Origin of the sequence: Paenibacillus sp. FSL R7-269, assembly GCF_000517865.1 — a bacterium.
Classification (GTDB): domain Bacteria; phylum Bacillota; class Bacilli; order Paenibacillales; family Paenibacillaceae; genus Paenibacillus_AQ.
Genome location: NZ_ASPS01000052.1, coordinates 34,176 through 55,696, shown reverse-complemented (window position 1 = coordinate 55,696; position 21,521 = coordinate 34,176). Strand labels below are relative to the sequence as shown.

Here is a 21,521-nt window from a genome sequence, read left to right as displayed (position 1 = left end):
GCTCCCCATTCCGATATTTCTTTACCCATACTTTAAGCTGGGTACAGTTCACAATTCCCAACCTGTCGGAGACGACCTTATAGCTCTCCCCTCCTGTACAATAGGCTTGAATAGCCTCTTTCTTGAATTCCTCTGTGTACGATTGAAATACTTGTCCCTTTTTGGCCATACCAAAATCCCCTCCATGGTCACTCACTTCCTCATGTTAACACATGAGGGTTTTTACGAGTGTCTACTTCAAGGGGATAATACCATCCGGCGCAATGTGATCGGTTTTTCGATTACATTTGCATCGGTCCATACAAGGAAGCCCCTCCATCCCGGAAGGGGCTTCCTTTGTATACTATCAATGAGCCTCCTACAACCGGTCCTGTGTCTTAACCGTCTGCTCTGCGTGAGCAACTTGTACCTTACTAATCAGTTGCTTATACCGCTCTTGGTCATCTGCAGAAGCGTGCAGCCGGAATTGCTCGAATAATCTTACACAGCGGATCACACAGGCTATGCTGCCAAGTGCGGCGGAAGCCTCCAGACTCCCGAAGATATAACGGATCCCCTGCTCTATCCTCTCTGCCTTGAGAGAGTACACCGCCAGCTCATAGAGCAGTACCGGATATTGATCCGGCGTCTCTCTGCCCGGAGTTCCTTCGGCTTGGCCGAAGGCCGCCCCTTCCGGCGTAAGCAGCTGCTGGAAGCGGCCGATAAGCTCATCTACCTCCCAGCCATACCGGTTAGCCGCTTGAACTGCCTTAAGCAGCCCGTCCCACAGTTGCAGCCCGGGGGTGCCGATAGATTCTACAACCTGGGGAAGAGCCTCAAGCTCACCGCGCATCATACGGTATAGACATGCATAGACTGTACCAAGCCTGCTGAATTGGTCTCTGATCTGCCGAACCTCTTCCGATTCCTCGACAATCCAGTTCATTTCAGAGTAGAGGCCTACATATTCCAGCGCCCGCTCATATTCACCGGTTTCCTCGCATACCTTGGATTGCAGCCAATAAGCGTACAGTATATAGAAGCAAAGAGGTTTGGGCGCTTGCCTCAGCTCCTTCTTCTTTCTGGTTTTGTAAAATCTGATTTCGTACTGGATAGATGTCTTATGACGTAGCTCCTGTGCCAATAGTCTGGCCTTCTCCCAGTGCTGTAGAGCAATATAGATATCCGCCAGCTGCCGAAGCGCTTCCAACTGGTCTATTTCCTCCAGGCGCTCTACGAAATATTCAAACCGGGTCGCCGCACGGAAATCAGCCTCCGGGCTCTGGCCGATCCGGATCGTGAACAGCCGGTACTGGCACAAGGCCAGCCGCTCCGAATGCTGATATTTCTCACTGTCGGCTACCCCTGCATACAGCAGAGCCGCTGCCTGAAGCTTGCCTTGCCTGTAGAATTCCTCCGCCGTATCGAATAAGAGCGGGGCATATGTAATATTGTCCATGATGATATGAACCACCTGCCGGATATACTCCAGCTTGTCCAGCTCCGCACAGCGGTGCAGGAAGGGTCCCAGCCGCCGCCAGTCGGGTGTGGAATGTACGACACATTCATCTATATATAACTCATAAAATGCTCCTTCAGGAAGCCCCATTCCGGCGGTAATCCGGTCCAGCTGCTGCATGGCAATAGGACGGTTACCATTAATTATGCTGCTGAGCGTACCCGAATTGACACCGGAGATTCCTGCGAACTGATTGATTGTCTGGCCTTCTTTTCTAAGAAAAGCAGCCAGTTCTGTTTGAATTGTAGTGTGCTGTTGCAAACCAATACCGCCCCTCAAGAACCAGATATTCTAGTAAAAATCCAGATATTCCTATATCATAAATCCCTTAATTAGGCAGGTCAATCTGGTTTGAACGGTTCAAAAGTGGTTGACAAAGACGGAATATTTGTTATATATACCCAGTTAAAAAATCTTTTGCAACATTTCTGCTGAACTAACGTTTATTAGGGTATAAACAAGTTTGAGAATATTCCGGCAGGGTAAATAAAGAGTGTAGACTCATGCCGTGTAAGATTACGCCAAGGGGGAAATTCATAATGTTAAAAAACAAAAACGTCTACCTGCTTCCTGTTCTGGTCCTGTTGTTCCTTTCCCTCGTAACTACGGCAAGCACAACCATAAAAACCGCTGATGCCAAGAGCGAAGGGTCAACCCAGCATCTGACGGTGTATATACATTCCTTAGAGACCCTTAACGGTCAGACGACCCTTACCGGAGATGAGATCGAATGGTATGAAGGCGCAGCAGCCGATGCGGTCTTCGCCCAGCGGGAGCCGGAATCCGCAGCCGAAATCGGAGGTGCCCCGGACGGTTACTATATCGTGAACGACAGCGACACGCTGACTACTTATACGGTAGCCCCGGATGCCAAGGTCACCATGCAGATCTATGACCGCACAGGGAAGCTCGAAGACCTGGATACGAACTGGAACGAGTCGCTCACTTTGCAGAAGTTCATTCATGAATTCGCCAAGACGGATGTATTCGATCTAAGCGGTTCTCCTTATCACATCACGATCAAGGATGGCCAGATTGTATCAATCGTGCAGCAGTACACTCCATAAGGAGTTGCTGTCTTAATCCCTTACCTACAACAAACCTCAAGCCATAGCCTGTTGCCCAGCAGCGGTTGTGGCTTTTTTGCGTCTAATCTCTCTCTGCCAATCTAACCTTTTCACACATATTCAATCCTATCACTATTTACCCCCAAGCCCTTTATCTATAAGCTTAAACATAGGATATTCATCCTGCAGTAACCCTACAGAATCCATAGGAGTGAGGATACAAAATGACAATTACACCCCATCAGCCTCTGGAGGCCCCGATTCAGGGTAAGCCCTTGTACGAAGAATACCGTATGGACCAGGTCCGTGTGTCCGATCCGTATATTGCAAACGCCTTTGCCAAAGAGGTCGATTATCTGACCAGCTATGATCCAGACCGCCTGCTGGCGGGCTTCCGCGAGAACCGGGAACTGCCGAAGCGTGCCGACAAATATCCCGGCTGGGAGAACACAGAGATCCGCGGACACACGCTGGGCCATTATCTGTCGGCGCTGTCCCAGGCCTATGCCTGTACGCGGGATGACGGCCTGCTGCTCAGGCTGAACTATCTTCTGGGAGAGCTGGCCCTATGCCAGCATGAGAGCGGTTACCTGTCCGCGTTCGAGGAACGCCTTTTTGATAATGTGGAGAACAAGCAGCCGGCGTGGGTCCCCTGGTACACCATGCACAAAATCATCGCCGGACTCACCGCGTCCTACTCTGCCACCGGCAGCAAAACAGCCTATGCCCTGGCGGATAAGCTCGGTGATTGGGTATACCGCCGTACAGCCTCCTGGTCTGAAGAAGTCCATCAGCGTGTATTATCGGTGGAATACGGCGGGATGAATGACTGCCTCTACGACCTGTACAGAATCACCGGAAAAGCAGGCCATTTAAGCGCCGCGCATAGCTTCGACGAGCTGACGCTGTTCACTCCAGTCCATGAGGGCAAGGATATTCTCAAGGGCAAGCATGCCAATACTACGATTCCGAAATTCCTCGGTGCGCTGAACCGTTACCGGACGCTCGGGGAGAGTGAAGTTTTTTATCTGGAAGCGGCAGTGCAGTTCTGGGAGATGGTTGTCCAGCATCACAGCTACATCACCGGAGGGAACAGCGAATGGGAGCACTTCGGTGATCCGGATATGCTGGACCGGGAACGCTCCAACTTCACAGCGGAGACCTGCAACACCTACAATATGCTCAAGCTTACCCGCGAGCTGTTCAAAATCACGGGAGAACCCCGTTACGCCGACTTCTACGAGAACACCTATCTGAATGCCATTGTGTCGTCACAGCACCCGCATACCGGGATGACGATGTATTTCCAGCCCATGGCGACCGGGTATTTCAAGGTCTACAGCTCGCCGTTCGAGCATTTCTGGTGCTGCACGGGCACCGGCATGGAGAGCTTCACCAAGCTGAATGACAGCCTGTATTTCCATGATGCGGCCAGCATTGTGGTTAATCAGTACTTCAGCTCTACTCTGAACTCTGCCGCGCACGGCCTGATGCTGATCCAGTCCGCCAACTTGCCTTATAGCGATACTGTAGAGTTCAAGATCTCAGTGATGCAGCCTCAGGATCAGTCCACCACGCTAAAGCTTCGTCTGCCGGATTGGCTGGCCGGAGAACCCGGGCTTCTATTGAACGGGCAGCCTGTGAACTTAGAGATCAGCGGAGGTTACCTCTTGACGGACAGAGTATGGGAGGATGGCGACACACTTCAGCTCAAGCTGCCAATGAAACTGGCGCACTTCAGCCTGCCGGATGCCCGACAGGTGGTCGCGTTCAAGTATGGACCGGTGGTGCTGAGCGCTGCTCTGGGCCAGAGTGATTTGTCTGTGTCCGCTACTGGGGTTGCTGTAAGTGTCCCAACCCGCAACATGCTGGTGAAAGACTTCATCACGACGGTGAACGAGAGCCCGCAGGAGTGGCTGGCGCAGCTTGCGGATCGCGCAGTCCGGCTGGAGCAGGATGAACTGGCCTTTGCGCTGCGGGGAACGGATGAGGATCAGCGGCTGGTCTTCACTCCGCATTATAAGCAGCATAGTGAGCGTTACGGCATCTACTGGCGGCTGGTCGAGGCCGATTCGGCTGAGCTGCAGAAGCATATTTTACAAGGCAAAATCCGGCAGCGTGTACAGGACGCTACACTGGACAGCCTCCCAGTCGGCAATGACCAGTATGAGCTGGAGCATGGCATTGCGGGAGAGAACACCTCCGTAGCCACCTGGGACGGATATAACATCCGCAAAGCGGAGAACGGCGGCTGGTTCAGCTACCGGATGAAGGTGGCGCCGCGTACGGACAACTACCTGTCGGTCATTTATTTCTCAGGAAATAATGGTAAGAAAATAGCGATTTATGTAGACGGGGAGCTGATTGCGAGCGAGGTGCTGCATACGGATGAAGCCCGCAGCTTCTACGAGCGGAGTTATTTGATTCCTGCTGAAGCGGTTGGCGGCAAGACCGAGGTGGAAGTCAAGTTCGTGGTTCCTGAGAAGGAAAATGGCATCTTCGACCTGCTGCGCATGATGACCGGTTATGATCACAATGCCGGACTGCGCCAGCTTGCCTTCAGTGAAGGAACGCTGTCCACCTCCTTCAGCGGCGGCATAACCACGTATAGCCTGAGCGTTCCGCAAGCAGCGGGCCAGGTACAACTGAACGTAACCCCACATCATCACAATGCCCTGGTCTATGCAGACGGAATTCTGATCGAGGATTCACTCTCCCGCGAGATCAAGCTGCCGCACAGCCGCACTGAGGTGAATCTCACGGTTAAGGCGGAGGATCATGTTACGGTGCAGGAATATAAGCTTCAGATTGTGAAAGAATAGCTTCTAGCAGTATAGCCAATACTGTACCACCCCGGGGTTATCTCGGATGCAGCTTCTGCTGTATTCAAGATAGCCCTTATTTGATATGGTAATAGGATAAGACTATTTCCGCACCGGGGGATGATGACATGACTGCGTTCACACTGCTGGTAGATAAGCCTGTACATCTGGAGATGACCGGCAAATTCGTGGCCCCCTCAGCGGAGTGGATACACTTAAGCCGGATTTTGCAGGATTATGAGCTGATTGTGATGACCGAAGGCGTACTCTACCTGGCGGGTGACAACCAGCAGTTCGTCGTCTCCAAAGGCGAGTTCCTGCTCCTGCCTCCGCTTACCAGACAATACGGGTACAAGTCTTCGGACTGTAGCTTTTATTGGCTGCATTTTCATGCTACTGACGGTAGTCAGACTGCGGGCCCCGCTCCGTTGAATAGCGATAAGGAAGAATATGTGATTCACCTGCCCCAATACGGAACCCTAAGGAATGTGGAGAAAATCATCGTCATGATGAAGCAGCTTCAGGATTCGGTGCGGAGCTACAATCAGACGGTGCTGGGTAACTATATGTCTACCGTTATTCTGTGTGAGCTGTACAGCCAGACCCTTCCAACCGATGCCGATCCGTTCAAAAGAACCAAGCAGGAGCAGCTCTACCACGATATTGTAGATTACATCAAATGGAGCCGCAGCGAGCATATTAAGGTATCCCAGATCGCTGCCTATTTCGGCTATAACGAGAAGTATCTCTCCCATCTGTTCACTGTCATCTCCGGGATCTCCCTGAAGCAATATATTCTGCAGCAGAAGATGGAGCTGGCGAAATTCCTGCTGACCGACACCAACCAGAACGTCAGCGAAGTCTCATTACAGCTGGGCTATAAGGATTGTCATAACTTCATGAAATCGTTCAAAAAAATAGTCGGCCTCACCCCCACCGAGTTCCGCAACGCTTATGCCAAGCGCCTGCTGTTCTACGAATGAGCGTGAGAGCATCCGTCAGCTCCTGCCTCTTCTTCGCTCCCTCCACAGCCCTTCCAGAGACTAACGATTTCTCTGGAATAGGCTGTGGATATTTTTTTGAGAGCATAATGAACTTTCCGGGCTGCTACGCACTCTTATCTGTGAAAGGGGTGAGCACATGAATATAAGCCGTCTTGTCAGAGCCGCACAGCGCGGCAACAAAGAAGCATTATTAGAACTGATCCTAGCCGAACAGGACGCTTATTATCGTCTTGCCTATAGCTACATGAGGAATGAGCATGACGCGATGGATGTAATGGAGGATATGATCGTCACGCTCTATGAGAAGCTTGCGCAACTGAAGAAGCGCGAGGCCTTCTACAGCTGGAGCAAAACCATCCTGGTCAACCGCTGCAAAACGGTCCTCCGCAACCAGAACCGGTTCGTTCCTCTGGAGGAGGACGAGTCGCCGGAGCCTTCCCTTGAGGCATGGACTGCAGATAACCCGTACCGCGATACCGAGTCTGACATGGATCTGTCCGTCCTGCTCGCGCATCTGAATCCCCGGCAGCGGGAAGCGATTGAGCTGCGTTATGTCCACGATCTGCCGTATCAGACCATTGCCGATATTACGGAAGCGCCGGTCGGTACGATCAAGTCCAGAATCTCGCAGGGAATACAGAAACTAAAAGCTATGATTGGAGGTGACCGTTATGAGAACGATCGAGGAGAGATTACAGGAGCATCAGCAGACCATGACGCCGTCAGAACTTGAAGGCAGATTGCGGAAGGCGCTGGAGCAGGCTCCGGTTAGACAGAAATCACGGGCCGGACAAGCGCGGACCTGGGTGGCTACAGCAGCCGCCGCCCTGCTGCTGACGGTGGGCGTCTATCAGTATCCGGCGTTGGCTTATTATGGCGGGAAGCTGTTTAACCAGACTGAGCTGTATACGCTTGGATTCTCTGGAGTCGCTGAACATGGCTACGGACAGACCGTTAACAAAAGTATGACACTGGAGAATGGGATTGTACTCACGGTTAACGGAGTAATTGCGGATGATAATGCTCTGCTGATGTATTACAGCATTACCCCGCCGCCGGGAGAGGTGTTCGATGAGGAGCCGTCGTCGCTGTATGCATTAGGCCATATTACAGGGTTTTTGACAAACTCTTCACCGACAAGTGGCGGCGGTTACAACAAGGACAAAACCCGGTATGAGGGAATTAACAAATTTGAGCCGGTCAGTCCGTTCGCCAAAAATCTGACCCTTAATGTATACAGCTATCAGGGTGAAGCCAAGCCTGCGCAAGCCAAGCTCTCCTTTAATTTTGACGCCAGTAAAGCCATGAAAAGCATCCTGGTCGCCGATATTCATCAAGCCGTTCAGGTGGATCAGGGAACCGTCTACTATGACACGATTACCGCTTCCCCTACGTCAACCATCGTAAAGGGACAATACAAGATGGATAACGGAGAAAATCCAAGATTCTCTGCTGCAACCAAGCTGTATGTGAATGGGACAGAAGTGGATTTGTTGTCCATGCGGTCGGGTGTCAATGAGAAAACGGGAGTAGCGGAGTTTCAGATTGAATACGATGTGCTGCCGACAGACAAGCCGCAGAGTGTTGAACTTGTATTGGATAACTTCAGCGGATACCAGAAGGTGGAGCAGCCGATCCCGCTGGCCTCACCCTCAGACCACTCCGTTACGGTCGGCCAGGAGAAGCTCTGGATTCGCAGTGTCACCAGGACTGCTGACGGCTATGATATCGTGATTGCCGGGAGACAATTCACATCTCTGGATAAGGATACCTTGGCTGTTCAAGCCGGAGGGGCCACCGTTCCCGTCACTTCCATATCCGATTCCCGCAAGTGGGATCTGAAGAACGGCAATATCCTGTGGGAACGCACGTATTCCTTCCAGACAACAGAGAAGCCGGAATTCCTGCAGATGGACGGCTTCCACTATATTAAGTACTATAGACAAACTATTCCGGTCCCTGTAGGGGAAAAATAGGGGCGTATGCACAGAGCACTAGTGAGCAGCCAGCGCCTGCCGGCGCGGAAATCCTGCACAAATTGCAACAATGAGGTTCAATAGAAGCGGCCTATGCGAAAATCCTGCACCAAATGCAACAATGTTGCCCAAACTAGCACCTTATCATCCGGATTCCTGCAAAAGTTGCAACAATGCGGCTCCATAGAAACTGCCAGCGCGGAAATCCTGCACAAACTGCAACAGCAGAGTACTGTTACAGCGCACCTCCGTCTCCTTATCCTGATGCCGCCACTCAGCACAAAGAGTCCCGCTCCCCTCCATAGGGTTGCGGGACTCTTTGCATTTCACTCTATGCAGCGGGTAGCCCACCTTCGGAGCGGCCTTCAACAGAAGTTCGCAGTTCAGCGTGCTATCCCACTCTATTCCCGACTGAAATCTGCCCTACTTCCCGCCATCCCTCACCGGCACGCCGAAGTCCGGTGTGCCGTCCGCGTTCCAGCTCAGGCGCTGGGCGCGGGTGTGGCGGTTCGGGTCGTAGAGCGGGTCGCCGGTAATCTCCTTATAGTTACGGGCATGGTAGATCAGCACATCCTCGCCGTGCTCATCCACGGTGAAGCTGTTATGGCCCGGACCGTACTGCCCGTTCTCCTCACTGGTCTGGAACACGGGCTCAGGATGCTTGGTCCAGGATGCAGCGTCCAGCAGATCGCTGTCCTCATCTGCGGTAAGCATTCCCATGCAATAGTTATGATCGGTAGCGCTGGCCGAGAAGCTCATGAAGATCCGGCCACCCCGCTTCAGCACGGCAGCCCCTTCGTTGACCTTGAAGCCGATGACCTCCCAAGGATACTCCGGTGAAGAGATCATCGTCTGCGGACCCTTAAGCGTCCAGCCGTTCTCCATGGCTGAGATATACAGATTGGAGTTCCCGTCAATCTCAGGGTCCTTTTGCGCCCATACATAGTAATGCACGCCTCTATGCTCGAACGTTGTAGCGTCCAGAGCGAAGGATTCCCAGGCGGTTCTCACCTGTCCCTTCTCGGTCCACTCCCCTTCCAGCGGATTCGCTGAAGTATTCTCCAGGGCGTACATCCGGTGGTCGAACAGCCCTTCCTTCGTCTCCGTGGTCCGGGCCGCCGCGAAGTAAATATACCATTTGCCGTCCATGTAATGGATTTCGGGTGCCCAGATATTGGCGCTGAGCGGACCGTTCTCATATTTACGCCAGGCTACTACCGGCTGTGCTTCCCGAAGCCCCTCAATCGTTAACGCTCTGCGTACTTCAATCCGGTCATATTCGGGCACGGAAGCAGTGAAATAGTAATAGCCGTCGGTATGCTTGTATACCCAGGGATCTGCACGCTGTTCGACAAGCGGGTTAGTGTACTCTCTATTTGTATTCATTATGGTTTCTCCTTTGGTCTTGTCTCTGTCAGCCCTTCACTCCGGAGATGGCAACAGATTCAATAATTTGCTTTTGGAAAACAAGGAAGATAATCAGCATCGGCAGCAGGGCAATAATCGAAGCCGCCATAATCAGCGGATAGTCCGTCTGGATCGCATAGGTCGCATTGAAGTTGGCGATGACCAGCTGGAGGGTTTGCTTCTCCGGTGAATTCAGATAGATAATCGGAGACAGGTAGTCGTTCCAGATGCCCATGAACCACAGAATCAGCTGTGCAGCCACCGCCGGCTTGATCAGCGGGAAGGTAATGGAGCTGTACAGGCGGAAGTACGAGCTTCCGTCGATTTTGGCCGCTTCGATAATCGCATTCGGCACACTGCTCAGATACTGCCGCAGGAAGAAGATCATGACGATATTACCGAATAAGCCCGGCACAATCAGCGGCAGCAGCGTGTCAATCCAGCCCAGCTTCGAGAACATGAAGAACTGCGGAATCATGACTGCCGGATACGGAATCATCAGGGATGAGAGCATCAGCAGGAATATTTTATTTTTACCCGGAAACCGCAATTTAGCAAAAGAAAACGCCGCAAGACTGGAGGTGAACGTACCTACGATCGTTACCGTGACGGCGATGATCAAGCTGTTCTTGATCCCGCTCAGCAGCGGCCCCGCCTCCCAGATCTCACTGTATTTATCGAAATGGAACGGCCGCGGAATCCACACCGGAGGCAGAGCGAACACATCCTGCTTATCCTTGAATGAGGTGGACAGCATCCAGAGCAGCGGGCCGATCATGAACACCGCGCCGATTAAAAGTAGAACAAAGATAATGCTATGGGTAACTCTTCTTCTGCTCGTCATATTTATGGTCTCCTCCCTCTTCGGTTAATCGACATCGAACGATTGCTTCTCGTTCATTCGGAATTGGATAAGAGTCACAACAAATATGAACACGCCGAGGAATACCGCCATAGCAGAGGCATAACCCATCTGGAAGTTGCCGAAGGCTTTTTGCCAAATGTAGAACACCACGGAGGCCGAAGCATATTCGGGCCCGCCTGTAGGGGTCATAATGTTCATCTCGGTAAAAATTTGCGATCCTCCAATAATGTTGGTCACGATGATGAAAAAGGTTACCGGGCGCACCATTGGCCAGGTGATATGCCAGAAGGACTTGAAGCCGCTGGCTCCGTCCAGTTCCGCCGCTTCATAATAAGATCTGGAGACACTCTGCAGCGCCGCCAGATAGAGCAGCATCGTATAACCGAGGCCCTTCCATACCGCCATAATGATCAACGCAGGCTTCACCGTATATTTATTCGCCATCCAGTTCGGCCCGCTGATTCCGAAGAGATCGAGGAACTGGTTGACGAGTCCATAATCACCGTTATAGGCCCAGTTCCACATGATCGATACTGCGGCCAGAGAAGAAATAACCGGAACATAATAGATGACCCGGAACGCTGTAGTCCCGGGAACTCCCCGGTTAAGCCCAAGTGCCAGCAGCAGCGCCAGCGTAATGCCGATCGGAATGCCAAGCATCATGAACAAGGTATTGAATAAGGCCTTATGGAACAGCTCATCCGACCACAGATCCGTGAAGTTACTCAGTCCGATGAAGTTCATCTGGCCGAGCCCATCCCAATCCGTAAATGAGCCATAGATCGAATAGATCATCGGGTATAGCGTAAAGATCAGCAGTCCCAGCAGCGGAGGCAGGATAAACAGAAATCCGTAGATTTTCTCCTTGCGGTAGAGACCCAACTTAGCATTCATTAGAATCACCTCAAATTCGGATAGTCTATAACTTTCCCCACAAAGTGATGCATCAGCTCCGATGAGTATTCAGATACTTTGCGGGTCCCCAAAATATATACAAGTTCATCTCAGAATAAAGTGATGCCGGTCTGATGTTACAGGAGACCGAGCATCACTTTGTATGCTAGATAAGAACGGTGTGTACCGCTTATTTCTTAGATTTCGCCTCTTGCTCAACCGCTTTATCCAGCAGCTTCTGCATCTTCGGCTGTTCCGCCTTCACATATTCCTCCGGGGTAACCTTACCGTCAAGCACTGGCTGGATGTCCGTGTAGAACAGGTTATACCATTCAGCATTGTACGTGTAGTGACCAGGCAGCACCCGTCCATATTCATTCACGACCTGGAGGAATTCTTCCTTGTTCGCCGGTTTGGTCGTAGTATCAGCGGCCCATTCCTTGGCCATATCCATCAGGTTCGGGATTTGCACCTTAGCCTTCACCAGCGCTTCCATCCCCTCCTTGGAGGCTGTCAGATAGTTGATCAGATCCACGGCTTCACCGGGATGCTTGGTTTTGGCGGAAGCACCGATACCTAGTGAGCCGGTCCATGTTGCAGATTTGCCTGTGGAGCCGGCAGGATAAGGAATCAGGTCATAATCAAAAGGCAGCTTCTCGTAAGTGCTCATATCCCACGGACCTACAGGGAAGAAGGCCATTTCACCTTTCATCCAGCGCTGGTAGGTATCCAGCGTCTGAGCTTGTTCCGTTGATGGCGTAATGCCGTATTTAAGCTGCATGTCAGTGAAAAATTGCAAGGCTTCGATAAACTTCGGATCATCAATGGTAACGTTGGTCTTGGTAGCATCCAGCCAGTCCGCTCCGTTGCTCCAGACGAAGGAAGGTAAGGCCCACTGCACGTTGAAGCCTGCGCCGAATTGATCCAGCTTGCCGTCCCCGTCCTTATCAGTCGTCAGCTGCTGAGCGACTTTGATGAATTCATCCCAGGTGTATGGTTTGTCTTTGTCCGGCAGCGGGATACCCGCAGCTTCGAACATGGTCTTATTATAGCCGAGTGCAAAAGGGCCTACGTCCTTAGGCATCCCGTACAGATTACCTTGTCCAGCCATGGTACCGTCGTAACGGTACAGATCCACGCCATATTTCCAGATGTTATTCAAATCAATGTTAGGGTTCTTCTCCACATAGCTGGTCAGATCCAGCAGCACGCCGCTGTTCACATAAGCCTTCAGGTCACCGGATTCAAAATAGAATACGTCCGGCACGCTGTTCCCGGTAATAGAGGCTTTCAGCTTAGTCGCATATTGATCTGCTGCAGTCACAACGATCTTAACCTTGACGTTCGGATGATCGGCTTCATATTTTTTCACAACACCTTCATAAGCCTTCTGCTCATCGGTTCCCCCGCGGAACATGAACGTAAGATTCTTGGTTTCCTTGGAATCCTTGCTGCCGGCATTCGCCGTAGCTTCGCTTCCGCTATTGCCCCCGGACGATGCATTGTTCTTTCCGCCGCAGCCTGTAAGTACAACCGATACCATCAGAACTAACGACAGCAGTGTGAACCAGCCCTTTTTCTTTAACACTGTAACCCCTCCTAGGATTTGCTGAGCAACTCGATTGATACAATCTATATAGAAGAACTAGGGAACCTCACCGGCTCTGTTAGTTCAAGCTACCGCATGTTGTGCTATGTTTCACATTTTAATTAAATAATTGATAAACAATTGAATGTATTCGCTTACAGGTATAAAATAGCATATATAAAGTGGAGTGTAAATATAAAAGTTTAAATCTTTTTATATATATTCAAATTAAACGTTGTTTATTGCCTTTTTTCTGAAATATATCACTTAATAATGACTTAACAGTACATTAAGTATTCACATTTATTTAAAACAAATAGCTATTAACTTTTAGTTTTAGCTTAAATTTAATCGTTTACTACAAATAAAGGCAGAATACTTTCCTTTTAGGGCTGATTAGTTTATAATTTTATAAAATAGTTTCGATTCTCATGACCTCAGTGGAAGAAGGTACCCTAAATATGATTTATATTAAAGATCTGATGAGCGGGATTGATATCTTCAAGGCGCTCAGCTCGGAAATCCGCATCCAGATCCTTGAGCTGCTGGCGACCAATCAGGCCCTGAATCTCAACGAAATTGCCAAGAAGCTGAATCTCAGCAACGGGGCGATTACGATGCATATCAAGAAGCTGGAGGAGAGCGGCTTAATCGAGATCAACACCGCAGTAGGCAAGCACGGAATTCAGAAGGTCTGCTACTTGAATAAGGATAAGTTAATGGTGGATCTGCGCAGCAAGGATGTGGATAATCTGTACGAGGTGGAGATTCAGGTGGGTCATTACAGTAATTATCAGGCTGTTCCGACCTGCGGTCTGGCTACCAAGGACAGCATCATCGGGGATTTCGACGAGCCGCGTTACTTCGCTGATCCCCAGCGGATCGATTCCGAGATCATCTGGATGGCCGAAGGCTTCCTGGAGTACCGCATTCCTAACTATCTCAAAGCCAACCAGACCTTCCGGGAAATTCAGTTCTCCATGGAGATTGGCTCCGAGGCTCCCGGCTTCAGTGACAATTACCCTTCAGATCTGTACTTCTATGTGAACGGCATCGAGATCGGCTTCTGGACCAGCCCCGGAGACTTCGGCGACACGCGCGGCACCTTCAACCCGGACTGGTGGCCCCCCCACCTCAACCAGTATGGCATGCTGAAGCTGATCCGCATCAATCAGGAAGGCAGCTTCATTGACGGCTGCCGCATCTCAGACATCACCTTGGATGACATCAAGCTGGATTACAAGAGCGAGCTGACTTTCCGTATTGCCGTCACCGACAAGCCGGTCAACAAGCGCGGCTTGACCATCTACGGCAAGCATTTCGGCAATTACAGCCAGGATCTGCTGGCGCGTGTGCTCTACAATGTACATGAGGTCGAAGACCCTTCCGGCCGGGCGACCACAGCGGGAGTAGCAGATTAATCCCTGAAGTATAATTGTCCCGGCCTTAACCCACACTAACGAATGTCTTTCAAACTACCGTGAGGGAGTGTTTCGAATGCGTGAAGGGTTAATACCAGCCGTACTGGGGACCGTAGTTACTGCTTCGAGTGCAGCTTTTCTGGGGAGCAGATATAAGATCGCGGCAACCGGCATTCTTGGATTTGGTCTGGCGCATATTGTACTCGGCACCATCGATTTGTTCGAACACCGGTAAGCATAATTGGAAGATGGCCGGGCCGTATCTGAAGGATACGGCCCGGTTTGCTGTGTCATGCAAGCAGGAACGGCTGATGCGCCCCTTTGTACAGATGGTATTTGTACTTCTGTCTCACTCGCCCCGCAGCAACACAACCCACATGCCCCAATAGCGCCGATTGTATGCTGTTTTCCACATACATTTGGTCCTTATCAAGATCAAAGAAGGCCCTTACCCAATTCAGGTAAGGACCTCCCATATAACCTCAACCATATATGAAGCTCTAAAGAATTTAACAAGAAGCAAAAAGGAACGGAGGGGAAATTTGGAACTGTAGGAGCGGTAGCGTCCGCCTTTGTCTCCGGATGTTATCCGCTAATAGCGGTACAATTCAGAACATCTGGAGACAACAGCGGCCGTAAGTCCAAAAGTTCTCCGCAGTGACGATTACGCTTCAAGTTCTTATGTGCGCTAGAAGTCCAAATGTTCCCCGCGGTGACGATTACGCTTCAGGTTCTCATCTGTGCTGAACAAGTTCAACTCTCTAGCAGCTTCACTTCACAGCCACATAGAACAGCCGCTCCGCCGAATCATCCGCCGCCACCCACTCGAAGTCCGCATACACCGACACCTCGCTGAATCCGGCGGCAAGCAGCTCCTGCTTCATCCACTCCGGGTCATAGGCACGCTGGGTATGGGTCTCTTCGAAGCGGCGGTACGTGTCCAAGCGGCTCTCCTCGCGGGCAAAGATGGACAGGTGATGCTCAATCTCCCTACGGGGCACATCCAGCTCGCAGGTCCAGATATAGGAGATGTCCGGTTCATCCAGCACGAAGGGCTGCTCTTCCTCATAGCGGATCAGCGTGTTCGGATGATGTACATCGAACAAGAAGGTCCCGCCTGGCTTCAGTCCGTCATACGTACTGGAGAACACGGACCGGATGTCCTGCTCTTCCAGCACATAGTTCAGGCAGTCACAGAAGGAGATGACGGCGTCCACCGGCTCCGGCAGCTCCCATTCCTTCATGTTCTGCTGAACCCACTGCACACTGCCCTCCCGCAAAAAGCGCCGTCCCTGCGGCTGCTGCTCCAGCTTCCGCTGGGCAACGGACAGCATGTCCGAAGAAAGGTCAATCCCCGTCATGTGGTAACCAGCAGCAGCCAGCGGAATCGTCAGGCTGCCGGTACCGCAGCCGAGCTCGGCTACCGTGCGCGGCTTGCCGTATTTGCCCCATGCCGTCTCGGCAAAGGCCAGCCAATCTGGATACGGCATATCCGCCATAAGCGCATCGTATACATAAGCAAATTTGCCATAGGAAGACACTGCGAACACCGCTTTCTCTATACTATTGGTTGTCAGATTCGCTGTCCGGTTCGGCCTGCGCCTCTTCGCGGGCAGCCAGATAGGTCCAGTTCTCCTTCTGGACAACCAATCCTTCCTTCATCAGCTTGCCAAGCGCACGCTTGAACGCTGATTTGCTAATCCCGAAGCGCTGCTTGATAATATCGGGAGGCGTAGCATCCGAATACGGCATTCCGCCGCCCGGACGGGAAGCCAGGAAATCAAGCAGAGCTGCTGAATCCACATCACGGCCCACTTCCTTGCGGTGACCCATGCTGAGGTTGACGCGGCCATCCTCACGGATATGCGCCACGCGCGCTTCAATCACTTCGCCCAGACGCAGCAAGCGGGCGCGTTCAGAGGAGTGAACCATACCGATGATGCCGAAGCCGAGCACACCAGCATCTACAAGCACGAAGGTGCCCATCTGCAGCGGCTTGTACACCCGGGCGGTGACACTCTGCCCCTGCCAGGACTCCGGTGCAGGCAAGGCCAGCGGCGCGAGCTCCTGCTCTCCGGCCAGCTTGGCACGGAGACGTCCCTGCTTGTCATGCTCCATAATTGCGAAGACCTTGTCGCCAATCTGCGGACGCAGCTCCACCAGCTCGGGAAGCTCGCTGAGCGGCAGCAGCAGCTGCCGTCCAAGCCCCATCTCCAGGAAGCAGCCCAGCCGTGGATGGATATCCGCCACTTCCAGCAGCGCCATCTCGCCAAGCGTCAGATACGGTTTCTTCATCGTAGCCGCAGGACGGTCCTCGGTATCGAAGAAGAGGAATACCTCCACCTTGTCGCCGATCTTCGGCTTACTGCCCACAAGCTCGGTGTAATGAAGCATGATATCCTGGTCGCCCGCGCTCAGGAAGTACCCGTAAGGGGATACCTCCCGCATCACTTCAAGCGTAACCGTAGTTCCTGCAATCAGACTCATACTGTCTCCACGACCTTGGCATCCGACCACAGACGCTCAATATTGTAATATTCACGTTCATCGCGGTGGAAGACATGGACAATCACGTCGCCAAGGTCCATCAGTACCCAGCGTGCTGCATCCATCCCCTCAATGCCTTTGATCATTCCGCCAGCTTCATGAACTACCTTGCGCACCTCAGTGGCAATCGCCTGAACCTGGGTATCGGAATTACCGTGGCAGATGATGAAATAATCGCTGATCGGCGACACACTGCGCAGATCAAGAGCCACCACGTTCATTGCTTTTTTATCCTGAACGGCGTGTAACGCCAGCTCAAACAGCTTGTTTGCTTGTACACTCATAGTTTATCCTCCAATGTTCTAACTAAATCGTTGCGCGCCAGCACCGTAAGCGGAAATACGACCCTGCGCTTCTCCAGCAGCACGCGTATAGTGGAATCCAGTCCGGCAATCAGCCCTTGCTCCAGACTGACCTTCGCCAGCTTGCGGATCTCCTCCACACCTGGGAAGTCCCGACCCGGCTCAATATAATCAGCCAGACAGACGATCCGCTCCAGCAGGCTCATGTTCTCCCGTCCCGAGGTATGGTAACGGATCGCGTCCAGCACCTCAGTATCCTGAATGCCATAATCATGCTCGGCAGTATAAGCACCCACTTCTGCATGCCATAGCTGCTTGTCATATTTCAAAAGCTCGGCGGATAATTCATTCTGTTCAATGATCTCCCGCATCCGCTCTACCGGCCAATACTTGGCCACATCATGCAGGATGGCTGCGGTCTCGGCCCGCTGCGGGTCAGCGCCATAATGCTGCGCCAGCTTCACAGCGGACTCCATCACACCGAGTGTATGCTTCCAGCGTTTGTCCGGCATCTGGCCGGATACCGCCTCAATCAGCGCTTCACGGCTGTACTCCATACAATCCACTCCTTTGAACATATTCATACACAGCATCCGGAACCATATAGCGGATCGACTTTCCTTCGGCGGCCCGGGCTCTGAGCATGGTGGAGGAGAGATCGACCAGCGGCATATCCGCCAGCAGGACTCTACCCGCAATGAACTCCGGCAGCAGTCCCAGATCCAGCGGAGTGCCCGGACGTCCGACACCGATGAAGGTCAACCGCTTCACCAGCTCTTCGATCCCCTGCCATTTGGGCAGATACTGCACCATATCTGCGCCCACGATGAAAAAGAACTCATGCTGCGGATATTCCTCCTGAAGACTAATCACCGTCTCCAGCGTATAGGATACTCCGCCCCGTACGATTTCCCAATCGAGAATGCCGAAGGAAGGATGATTCTTCACCGCTCCCTCCACCATAGCCAGCCGCTCTTCACCGGTTGCCCCGGCTTCATGCTTATGAGGCGGGATATGCGAAGGCATGAACCAGACCTCCTGCAGACCGTAGCTCTCGCGCGCTGTCTCAGCGGCCATCATATGGCCGATATGCAGAGGATCGAAGGTCCCTCCCATTATGCCTACTCTCAAGAGGTCAACCTCCTATCTTGGAAGCTCAATCGTTTTGTTGTCGCGTGATTCCTTGTACAGAACGATAGTCTTGCCGATAACCTGAACAAGCTCCGAACCGGACTGCTCGGCAAGCGCGGCACCAATTTCCTTGGGATCATCAGCGTTGTTATTCAGTACACTGATCTTCATCAGCTCGCGTTTCTCAATAGCTTCTTCAATGTGACGGATCAGATGATCGTTTACGCCGCCTTTGCCAACCTGAAATACAGCATCCAGATGATGAGCCAAAGAGCGAAGATAACGTTTTTGTTTGCCTGTTAACATAAATGTGAAAACTCCTTAATTAACATATATTATTACCCTGTTCAGTGAAAATCATTTGCCCGGCACCTGGCCGAGGCAATCCGCAATGGTCTGACGCATAATCGCTGCGGGAGCTTCAAGTCCCGTCCAGTACTCCAAGGCGTAAGCGCCCTGGTAGACGAACATACCTAGCCCGCCGTGAACGCTGCAGCCGCGCTTCAGGCTCTCTGTAAGCAGCCGGGTATGCAACGGATTATAGATCAGATCGCTGACGATCATCCCTTCATGCAGCCCGGATGGATCGATCGGCATGTCTTCCATATGCGGATACATCCCTACGGATGTAGTATTAATTACAATATCCATGCTGCCAAGCACGCCGGGAACGGCATCCATCCCTGCTCCGGTTAAGCTGCCCCGGCTGCTGAAGCTATCTGCCAGCTGACGGGCCCGTTCCTCATTACGGTTCACAATCAGGACCGAAGCCGGCTGCTCCTTCAGCAGCGCCGAGACAATCCCTCTGGCCGCACCGCCGGCTCCAATTACCAGAATACGGGTGCCGGTGAGATCCGGCACAGCCTCTGTCATAAGCGAGCGGACATATCCGATTCCATCCGTATTGAAGCCGGTCAGTATACCATTGTCATTGACGATGGTATTGACTGCGCCGACATCCACCGCACTTGAATCCAGCCGGTCCAGATACTGCATCACGGCAACCTTATGCGGAATCGTTACATTCACGCCACGGAAGCCAAGGGTTCGTATCGCCTGCACCGCATCGCCCAGCTTGTCCGGCGTGATGTGCAGCGGCACATAAGCTCCAGAGAGACCGAGCGCCTGGAGCGCTGCCCCGTGCATCAGCGGGGATTTGGACTGGGCAATCGGGTCACCCATCACGCCCAGCAGGAGTTCCCCGTGACTCTGCGTGTTCCTGCCTGTCTCAGTCATGTCGCCTTCCTCCTGTACAATTAGATCAGCGACGGACGGGTAAGCACCTTGACGCCGCGCGGCACATGGACAGCTACTACCGCTCCGGCTGTACCGTTCACCTTGATCCAGCCCAGACCGGAGATGAACAGGTCGGTCTCACTATTCCTGGAGATACGGAATTCATGGCGCTGCCACTGCGGCAGCTTGTCCATGTCGGCAGTTCCCGGCGGAGACAACAACTCGCCCCGGTGGTCTTGGTACAGGGAATCTGCACGCTCCAGCTTCGTGCGGTGAATCTTCAGGGTGCCGCTGATGAAGCAGGTGAAGGACTGGCGTTCCCCCTGAATGAAGTCGAAGCGTCCCAGTCCGCCGAAGAACAGAGACTGGCCTTCATTCAGCTGGTAGACCGCAGGCTTGAGCGGATTCTCGGGCATCACTGCGCCCAGATCCTTGCGCTCGACCAGCTCACTGTAGCGCCAAGGGTATACGATCCCAGGCGTATCAATGATGGAATGGCCGTCATCCAGCGGGATTTTGACCATATCGAGGGTGGTGCCCGGATAACGGGAGGTCGTCAGCTCCTCTTCCAGGTCACTGTAATCGGAGATCAGCCGGTTAATCAAGGTGGACTTGCCTACATTGGTAGCCCCGACGACATATACATCACGCTGGCCGCGCATCTCGGTAACGGCCTCCAGCAGACGGTCGAAGCCCTGATTGCGCTTCGCGCTGACCAGGACGATCTCCGCCGTGCGCAGCCCCTCTTCCTTGCAGCGCTGCTGCATCCAGTTACGCAGCCGGTTCCAGTTGGTCACCTTCGGCAGCAGATCGATCTTGTTCACCGCCAGGATGACCTGATTATTGCCGACAAACCGCTGCAGCCCGGAAATCAGACTGCCCTCGAAATCGAACAGATCCACAATATGGATCACCAGTGCATTCTTCTCCCCTACTCCGCTTAACAGCTTCAGGAATTCATCCTGATTCACCGATACGGATGAGGCTTCATTGTAATTCTTGATCCGGAAGCAGCGCTGACAAATTACCGGCTCCCGCCCGAAGGCGACCTCCGGGATATAGCCGGGAAGCTCCTTGTCCACGCTCTGGAGCTTAATGCCGCAGCCGCTGCATTTCTCTGGCCGCGTCTTTTCATCGTTCATTGCATTCATTAAGATTTATCCTCCTCTTGCCACAATCCTTGCTTCCGCAGACGGGTCAAGGCAATCTGCTCCACTCTGCGGTTAATTCTTGTTCCTATTCCTTCATCCTTGACGGAGATGGGCAGCACGAGTACCGTGAACAGACCCAGCCGGTTACCGCCGTATACATCGGTAAGCATCTGGTCGCCGACCACAATCGTCTGCTCCGGTCCCAGCTCCATCAGCTTCATGGCCCGCAGGAACGGGGAATTGCTGGGCTTCTTGGCCTGATGTACAAATTCAATATTCAGCGGGGTAGCAAAACGCGACACCCGGTCCATATTGTTGTTGGATACAATCACAAGCTTGAAGCCCAGCTCCTTCACCTTAGCGAACCAGAGCAGCAGCTCAGGAGTAGCCAGCGGCGCCTTGGCGCCGACCAGCGTATTATCCAGATCCGTAATAATTCCCCGGTAGCCTTGGCGGTATAGCTCCTCCAGAGCGATATCAAACACCGTGTTTACCCGGAGCTTGGGGACTAATCTTTCAAACAATACCTTCACCTCATTTTCATACAGGAAACTTGTTACCCGGCGCTATAGGACTGCAAAAAAAACAGGGTCCGGCAGCATTTCATCACCA

22 protein-coding genes are annotated in these 21,521 nt (G+C 52.4%); 7 read left to right on the top strand and 15 right to left on the bottom strand.

The window, feature by feature from the left end; all coding sequences use genetic code 11:
• Window positions 1-169: transposase (locus tag C162_RS37370; protein ID WP_036697976.1), on the bottom strand; the 169-nt coding region annotated here is incomplete at its 3' end.
• A 189-nt stretch (window positions 170-358) separates the two neighbouring features.
• On the bottom strand, window positions 359-1,759 hold the full coding sequence (locus C162_RS22475; protein WP_051493847.1) for a helix-turn-helix domain-containing protein: 1,401 nt from the start codon (window positions 1,757-1,759) through the stop codon (window positions 359-361).
• A 278-nt stretch (window positions 1,760-2,037) separates the two neighbouring features.
• On the opposite strand from C162_RS22475, the gene C162_RS22470 reads away from it, so the two are divergent.
• From C162_RS22470 to C162_RS22450, 5 genes are all read left to right on the top strand, one after another.
• The gene (locus C162_RS22470; RefSeq protein ID WP_036697974.1) at window positions 2,038-2,565 is read left to right on the top strand and encodes a hypothetical protein; all 528 of its coding nucleotides are present in this window, start codon (window positions 2,038-2,040) and stop codon (window positions 2,563-2,565) included.
• A gap of 224 nt (window positions 2,566-2,789) precedes the next feature.
• Entirely contained in the window at window positions 2,790-5,387 is a 2,598-nt protein-coding gene (locus C162_RS22465; RefSeq protein WP_051493846.1) for a beta-L-arabinofuranosidase domain-containing protein, read from the top strand.
• Between the two features lie 128 nt (window positions 5,388-5,515).
• Window positions 5,516-6,370, top strand: a complete 855-nt coding sequence (locus C162_RS22460) for an AraC family transcriptional regulator (protein ID WP_036697973.1) — start codon at window positions 5,516-5,518, stop codon at window positions 6,368-6,370.
• 157 nt (window positions 6,371-6,527) lie between these two features.
• Window positions 6,528-7,124, top strand: a complete 597-nt coding sequence (locus tag C162_RS22455; RefSeq protein ID WP_036697971.1) for a sigma-70 family RNA polymerase sigma factor — start codon at window positions 6,528-6,530, stop codon at window positions 7,122-7,124.
• A complete protein-coding gene (locus C162_RS22450; protein ID WP_036697968.1) occupies window positions 7,063-8,367 on the top strand; it encodes a DUF4179 domain-containing protein in 1,305 nt (434 codons plus the stop codon). Before C162_RS22455 ends, C162_RS22450 begins: the two co-directional genes overlap by 62 nt.
• A gap of 423 nt (window positions 8,368-8,790) precedes the next feature.
• On the opposite strand, the gene C162_RS22445 is transcribed toward C162_RS22450, so the two are convergent.
• The 4 genes from C162_RS22445 to C162_RS22430 form a co-directional block, all read right to left on the bottom strand.
• Window positions 8,791-9,753: a glycoside hydrolase family 43 protein gene (locus C162_RS22445; protein WP_036697966.1), complete on the bottom strand. Its 963-nt coding sequence runs from the start codon at window positions 9,751-9,753 to the stop codon at window positions 8,791-8,793.
• A gap of 28 nt (window positions 9,754-9,781) precedes the next feature.
• Complete coding sequence (locus C162_RS22440) at window positions 9,782-10,618, bottom strand: carbohydrate ABC transporter permease (RefSeq protein WP_076155496.1); 837 nt, start codon at window positions 10,616-10,618, stop codon at window positions 9,782-9,784.
• A gap of 24 nt (window positions 10,619-10,642) precedes the next feature.
• Complete coding sequence (locus C162_RS22435; protein WP_036697960.1) at window positions 10,643-11,533, bottom strand: carbohydrate ABC transporter permease; 891 nt, start codon at window positions 11,531-11,533, stop codon at window positions 10,643-10,645.
• Window positions 11,534-11,723: 190 nt separating this feature from the next.
• Window positions 11,724-13,121 carry an ABC transporter substrate-binding protein gene (locus C162_RS22430; protein WP_036697958.1) on the bottom strand — a complete coding sequence of 466 codons (1,398 nt, stop codon included), beginning with the start codon at window positions 13,119-13,121 and terminating at the stop codon, window positions 11,724-11,726.
• A gap of 461 nt (window positions 13,122-13,582) precedes the next feature.
• On the opposite strand from C162_RS22430, the gene C162_RS22425 reads away from it, so the two are divergent.
• Both C162_RS22425 and C162_RS22420 read left to right on the top strand, forming a co-directional pair.
• A complete protein-coding gene (locus C162_RS22425) occupies window positions 13,583-14,542 on the top strand; it encodes an ArsR/SmtB family transcription factor (RefSeq protein ID WP_036697955.1) in 960 nt (319 codons plus the stop codon).
• A 76-nt stretch (window positions 14,543-14,618) separates the two neighbouring features.
• Window positions 14,619-14,777 carry a hypothetical protein gene (locus C162_RS22420; protein WP_036697952.1) on the top strand — a complete coding sequence of 53 codons (159 nt, stop codon included), beginning with the start codon at window positions 14,619-14,621 and terminating at the stop codon, window positions 14,775-14,777.
• Window positions 14,778-15,312: 535 nt separating this feature from the next.
• On the opposite strand, the gene C162_RS22410 is transcribed toward C162_RS22420, so the two are convergent.
• The 9 genes from C162_RS22410 to C162_RS22370 are packed head-to-tail and all read right to left on the bottom strand — an operon-like array spanning window position 15,313 to window position 21,433.
• Window positions 15,313-16,083, bottom strand: a complete 771-nt coding sequence (locus tag C162_RS22410) for a class I SAM-dependent DNA methyltransferase (RefSeq protein ID WP_036697981.1) — start codon at window positions 16,081-16,083, stop codon at window positions 15,313-15,315.
• A 22-nt stretch (window positions 16,084-16,105) separates the two neighbouring features.
• Window positions 16,106-17,029, bottom strand: coding sequence for a CvfB family protein (locus C162_RS22405; RefSeq protein WP_036697947.1), 924 nt, complete (start codon window positions 17,027-17,029; stop codon window positions 16,106-16,108).
• On the bottom strand, window positions 17,026-17,373 hold the full coding sequence (rsfS, locus tag C162_RS22400) for a ribosome silencing factor (RefSeq protein WP_036697944.1): 348 nt from the start codon (window positions 17,371-17,373) through the stop codon (window positions 17,026-17,028). Before rsfS ends, C162_RS22405 begins: the two co-directional genes overlap by 4 nt.
• Complete coding sequence (gene yqeK, locus C162_RS22395; protein ID WP_036697940.1) at window positions 17,370-17,948, bottom strand: bis(5'-nucleosyl)-tetraphosphatase (symmetrical) YqeK; 579 nt, start codon at window positions 17,946-17,948, stop codon at window positions 17,370-17,372. Before yqeK ends, rsfS begins: the two co-directional genes overlap by 4 nt.
• Window positions 17,932-18,522 (bottom strand): nicotinate-nucleotide adenylyltransferase, encoded by a 591-nt coding sequence (locus C162_RS22390; protein WP_036697937.1) that lies wholly within the window; start codon window positions 18,520-18,522, stop codon window positions 17,932-17,934. The genes yqeK and C162_RS22390 overlap by 17 nt, the downstream gene beginning before the upstream one ends.
• Before the next feature lie 12 nt (window positions 18,523-18,534).
• Window positions 18,535-18,828, bottom strand: coding sequence for a ribosome assembly RNA-binding protein YhbY (yhbY, locus tag C162_RS22385; protein WP_036697934.1), 294 nt, complete (start codon window positions 18,826-18,828; stop codon window positions 18,535-18,537).
• Window positions 18,829-18,879: 51 nt separating this feature from the next.
• Window positions 18,880-19,758: a shikimate dehydrogenase gene (aroE, locus tag C162_RS22380; protein WP_036697931.1), complete on the bottom strand. Its 879-nt coding sequence runs from the start codon at window positions 19,756-19,758 to the stop codon at window positions 18,880-18,882.
• Between the two features lie 20 nt (window positions 19,759-19,778).
• Window positions 19,779-20,900, bottom strand: coding sequence for a ribosome biogenesis GTPase YqeH (gene yqeH / locus C162_RS22375; RefSeq protein WP_036697979.1), 1,122 nt, complete (start codon window positions 20,898-20,900; stop codon window positions 19,779-19,781).
• A gap of 8 nt (window positions 20,901-20,908) precedes the next feature.
• Window positions 20,909-21,433 (bottom strand): YqeG family HAD IIIA-type phosphatase, encoded by a 525-nt coding sequence (locus C162_RS22370; protein ID WP_036697929.1) that lies wholly within the window; start codon window positions 21,431-21,433, stop codon window positions 20,909-20,911.
• Window positions 21,434-21,521: the final 88 nt, after the last annotated feature.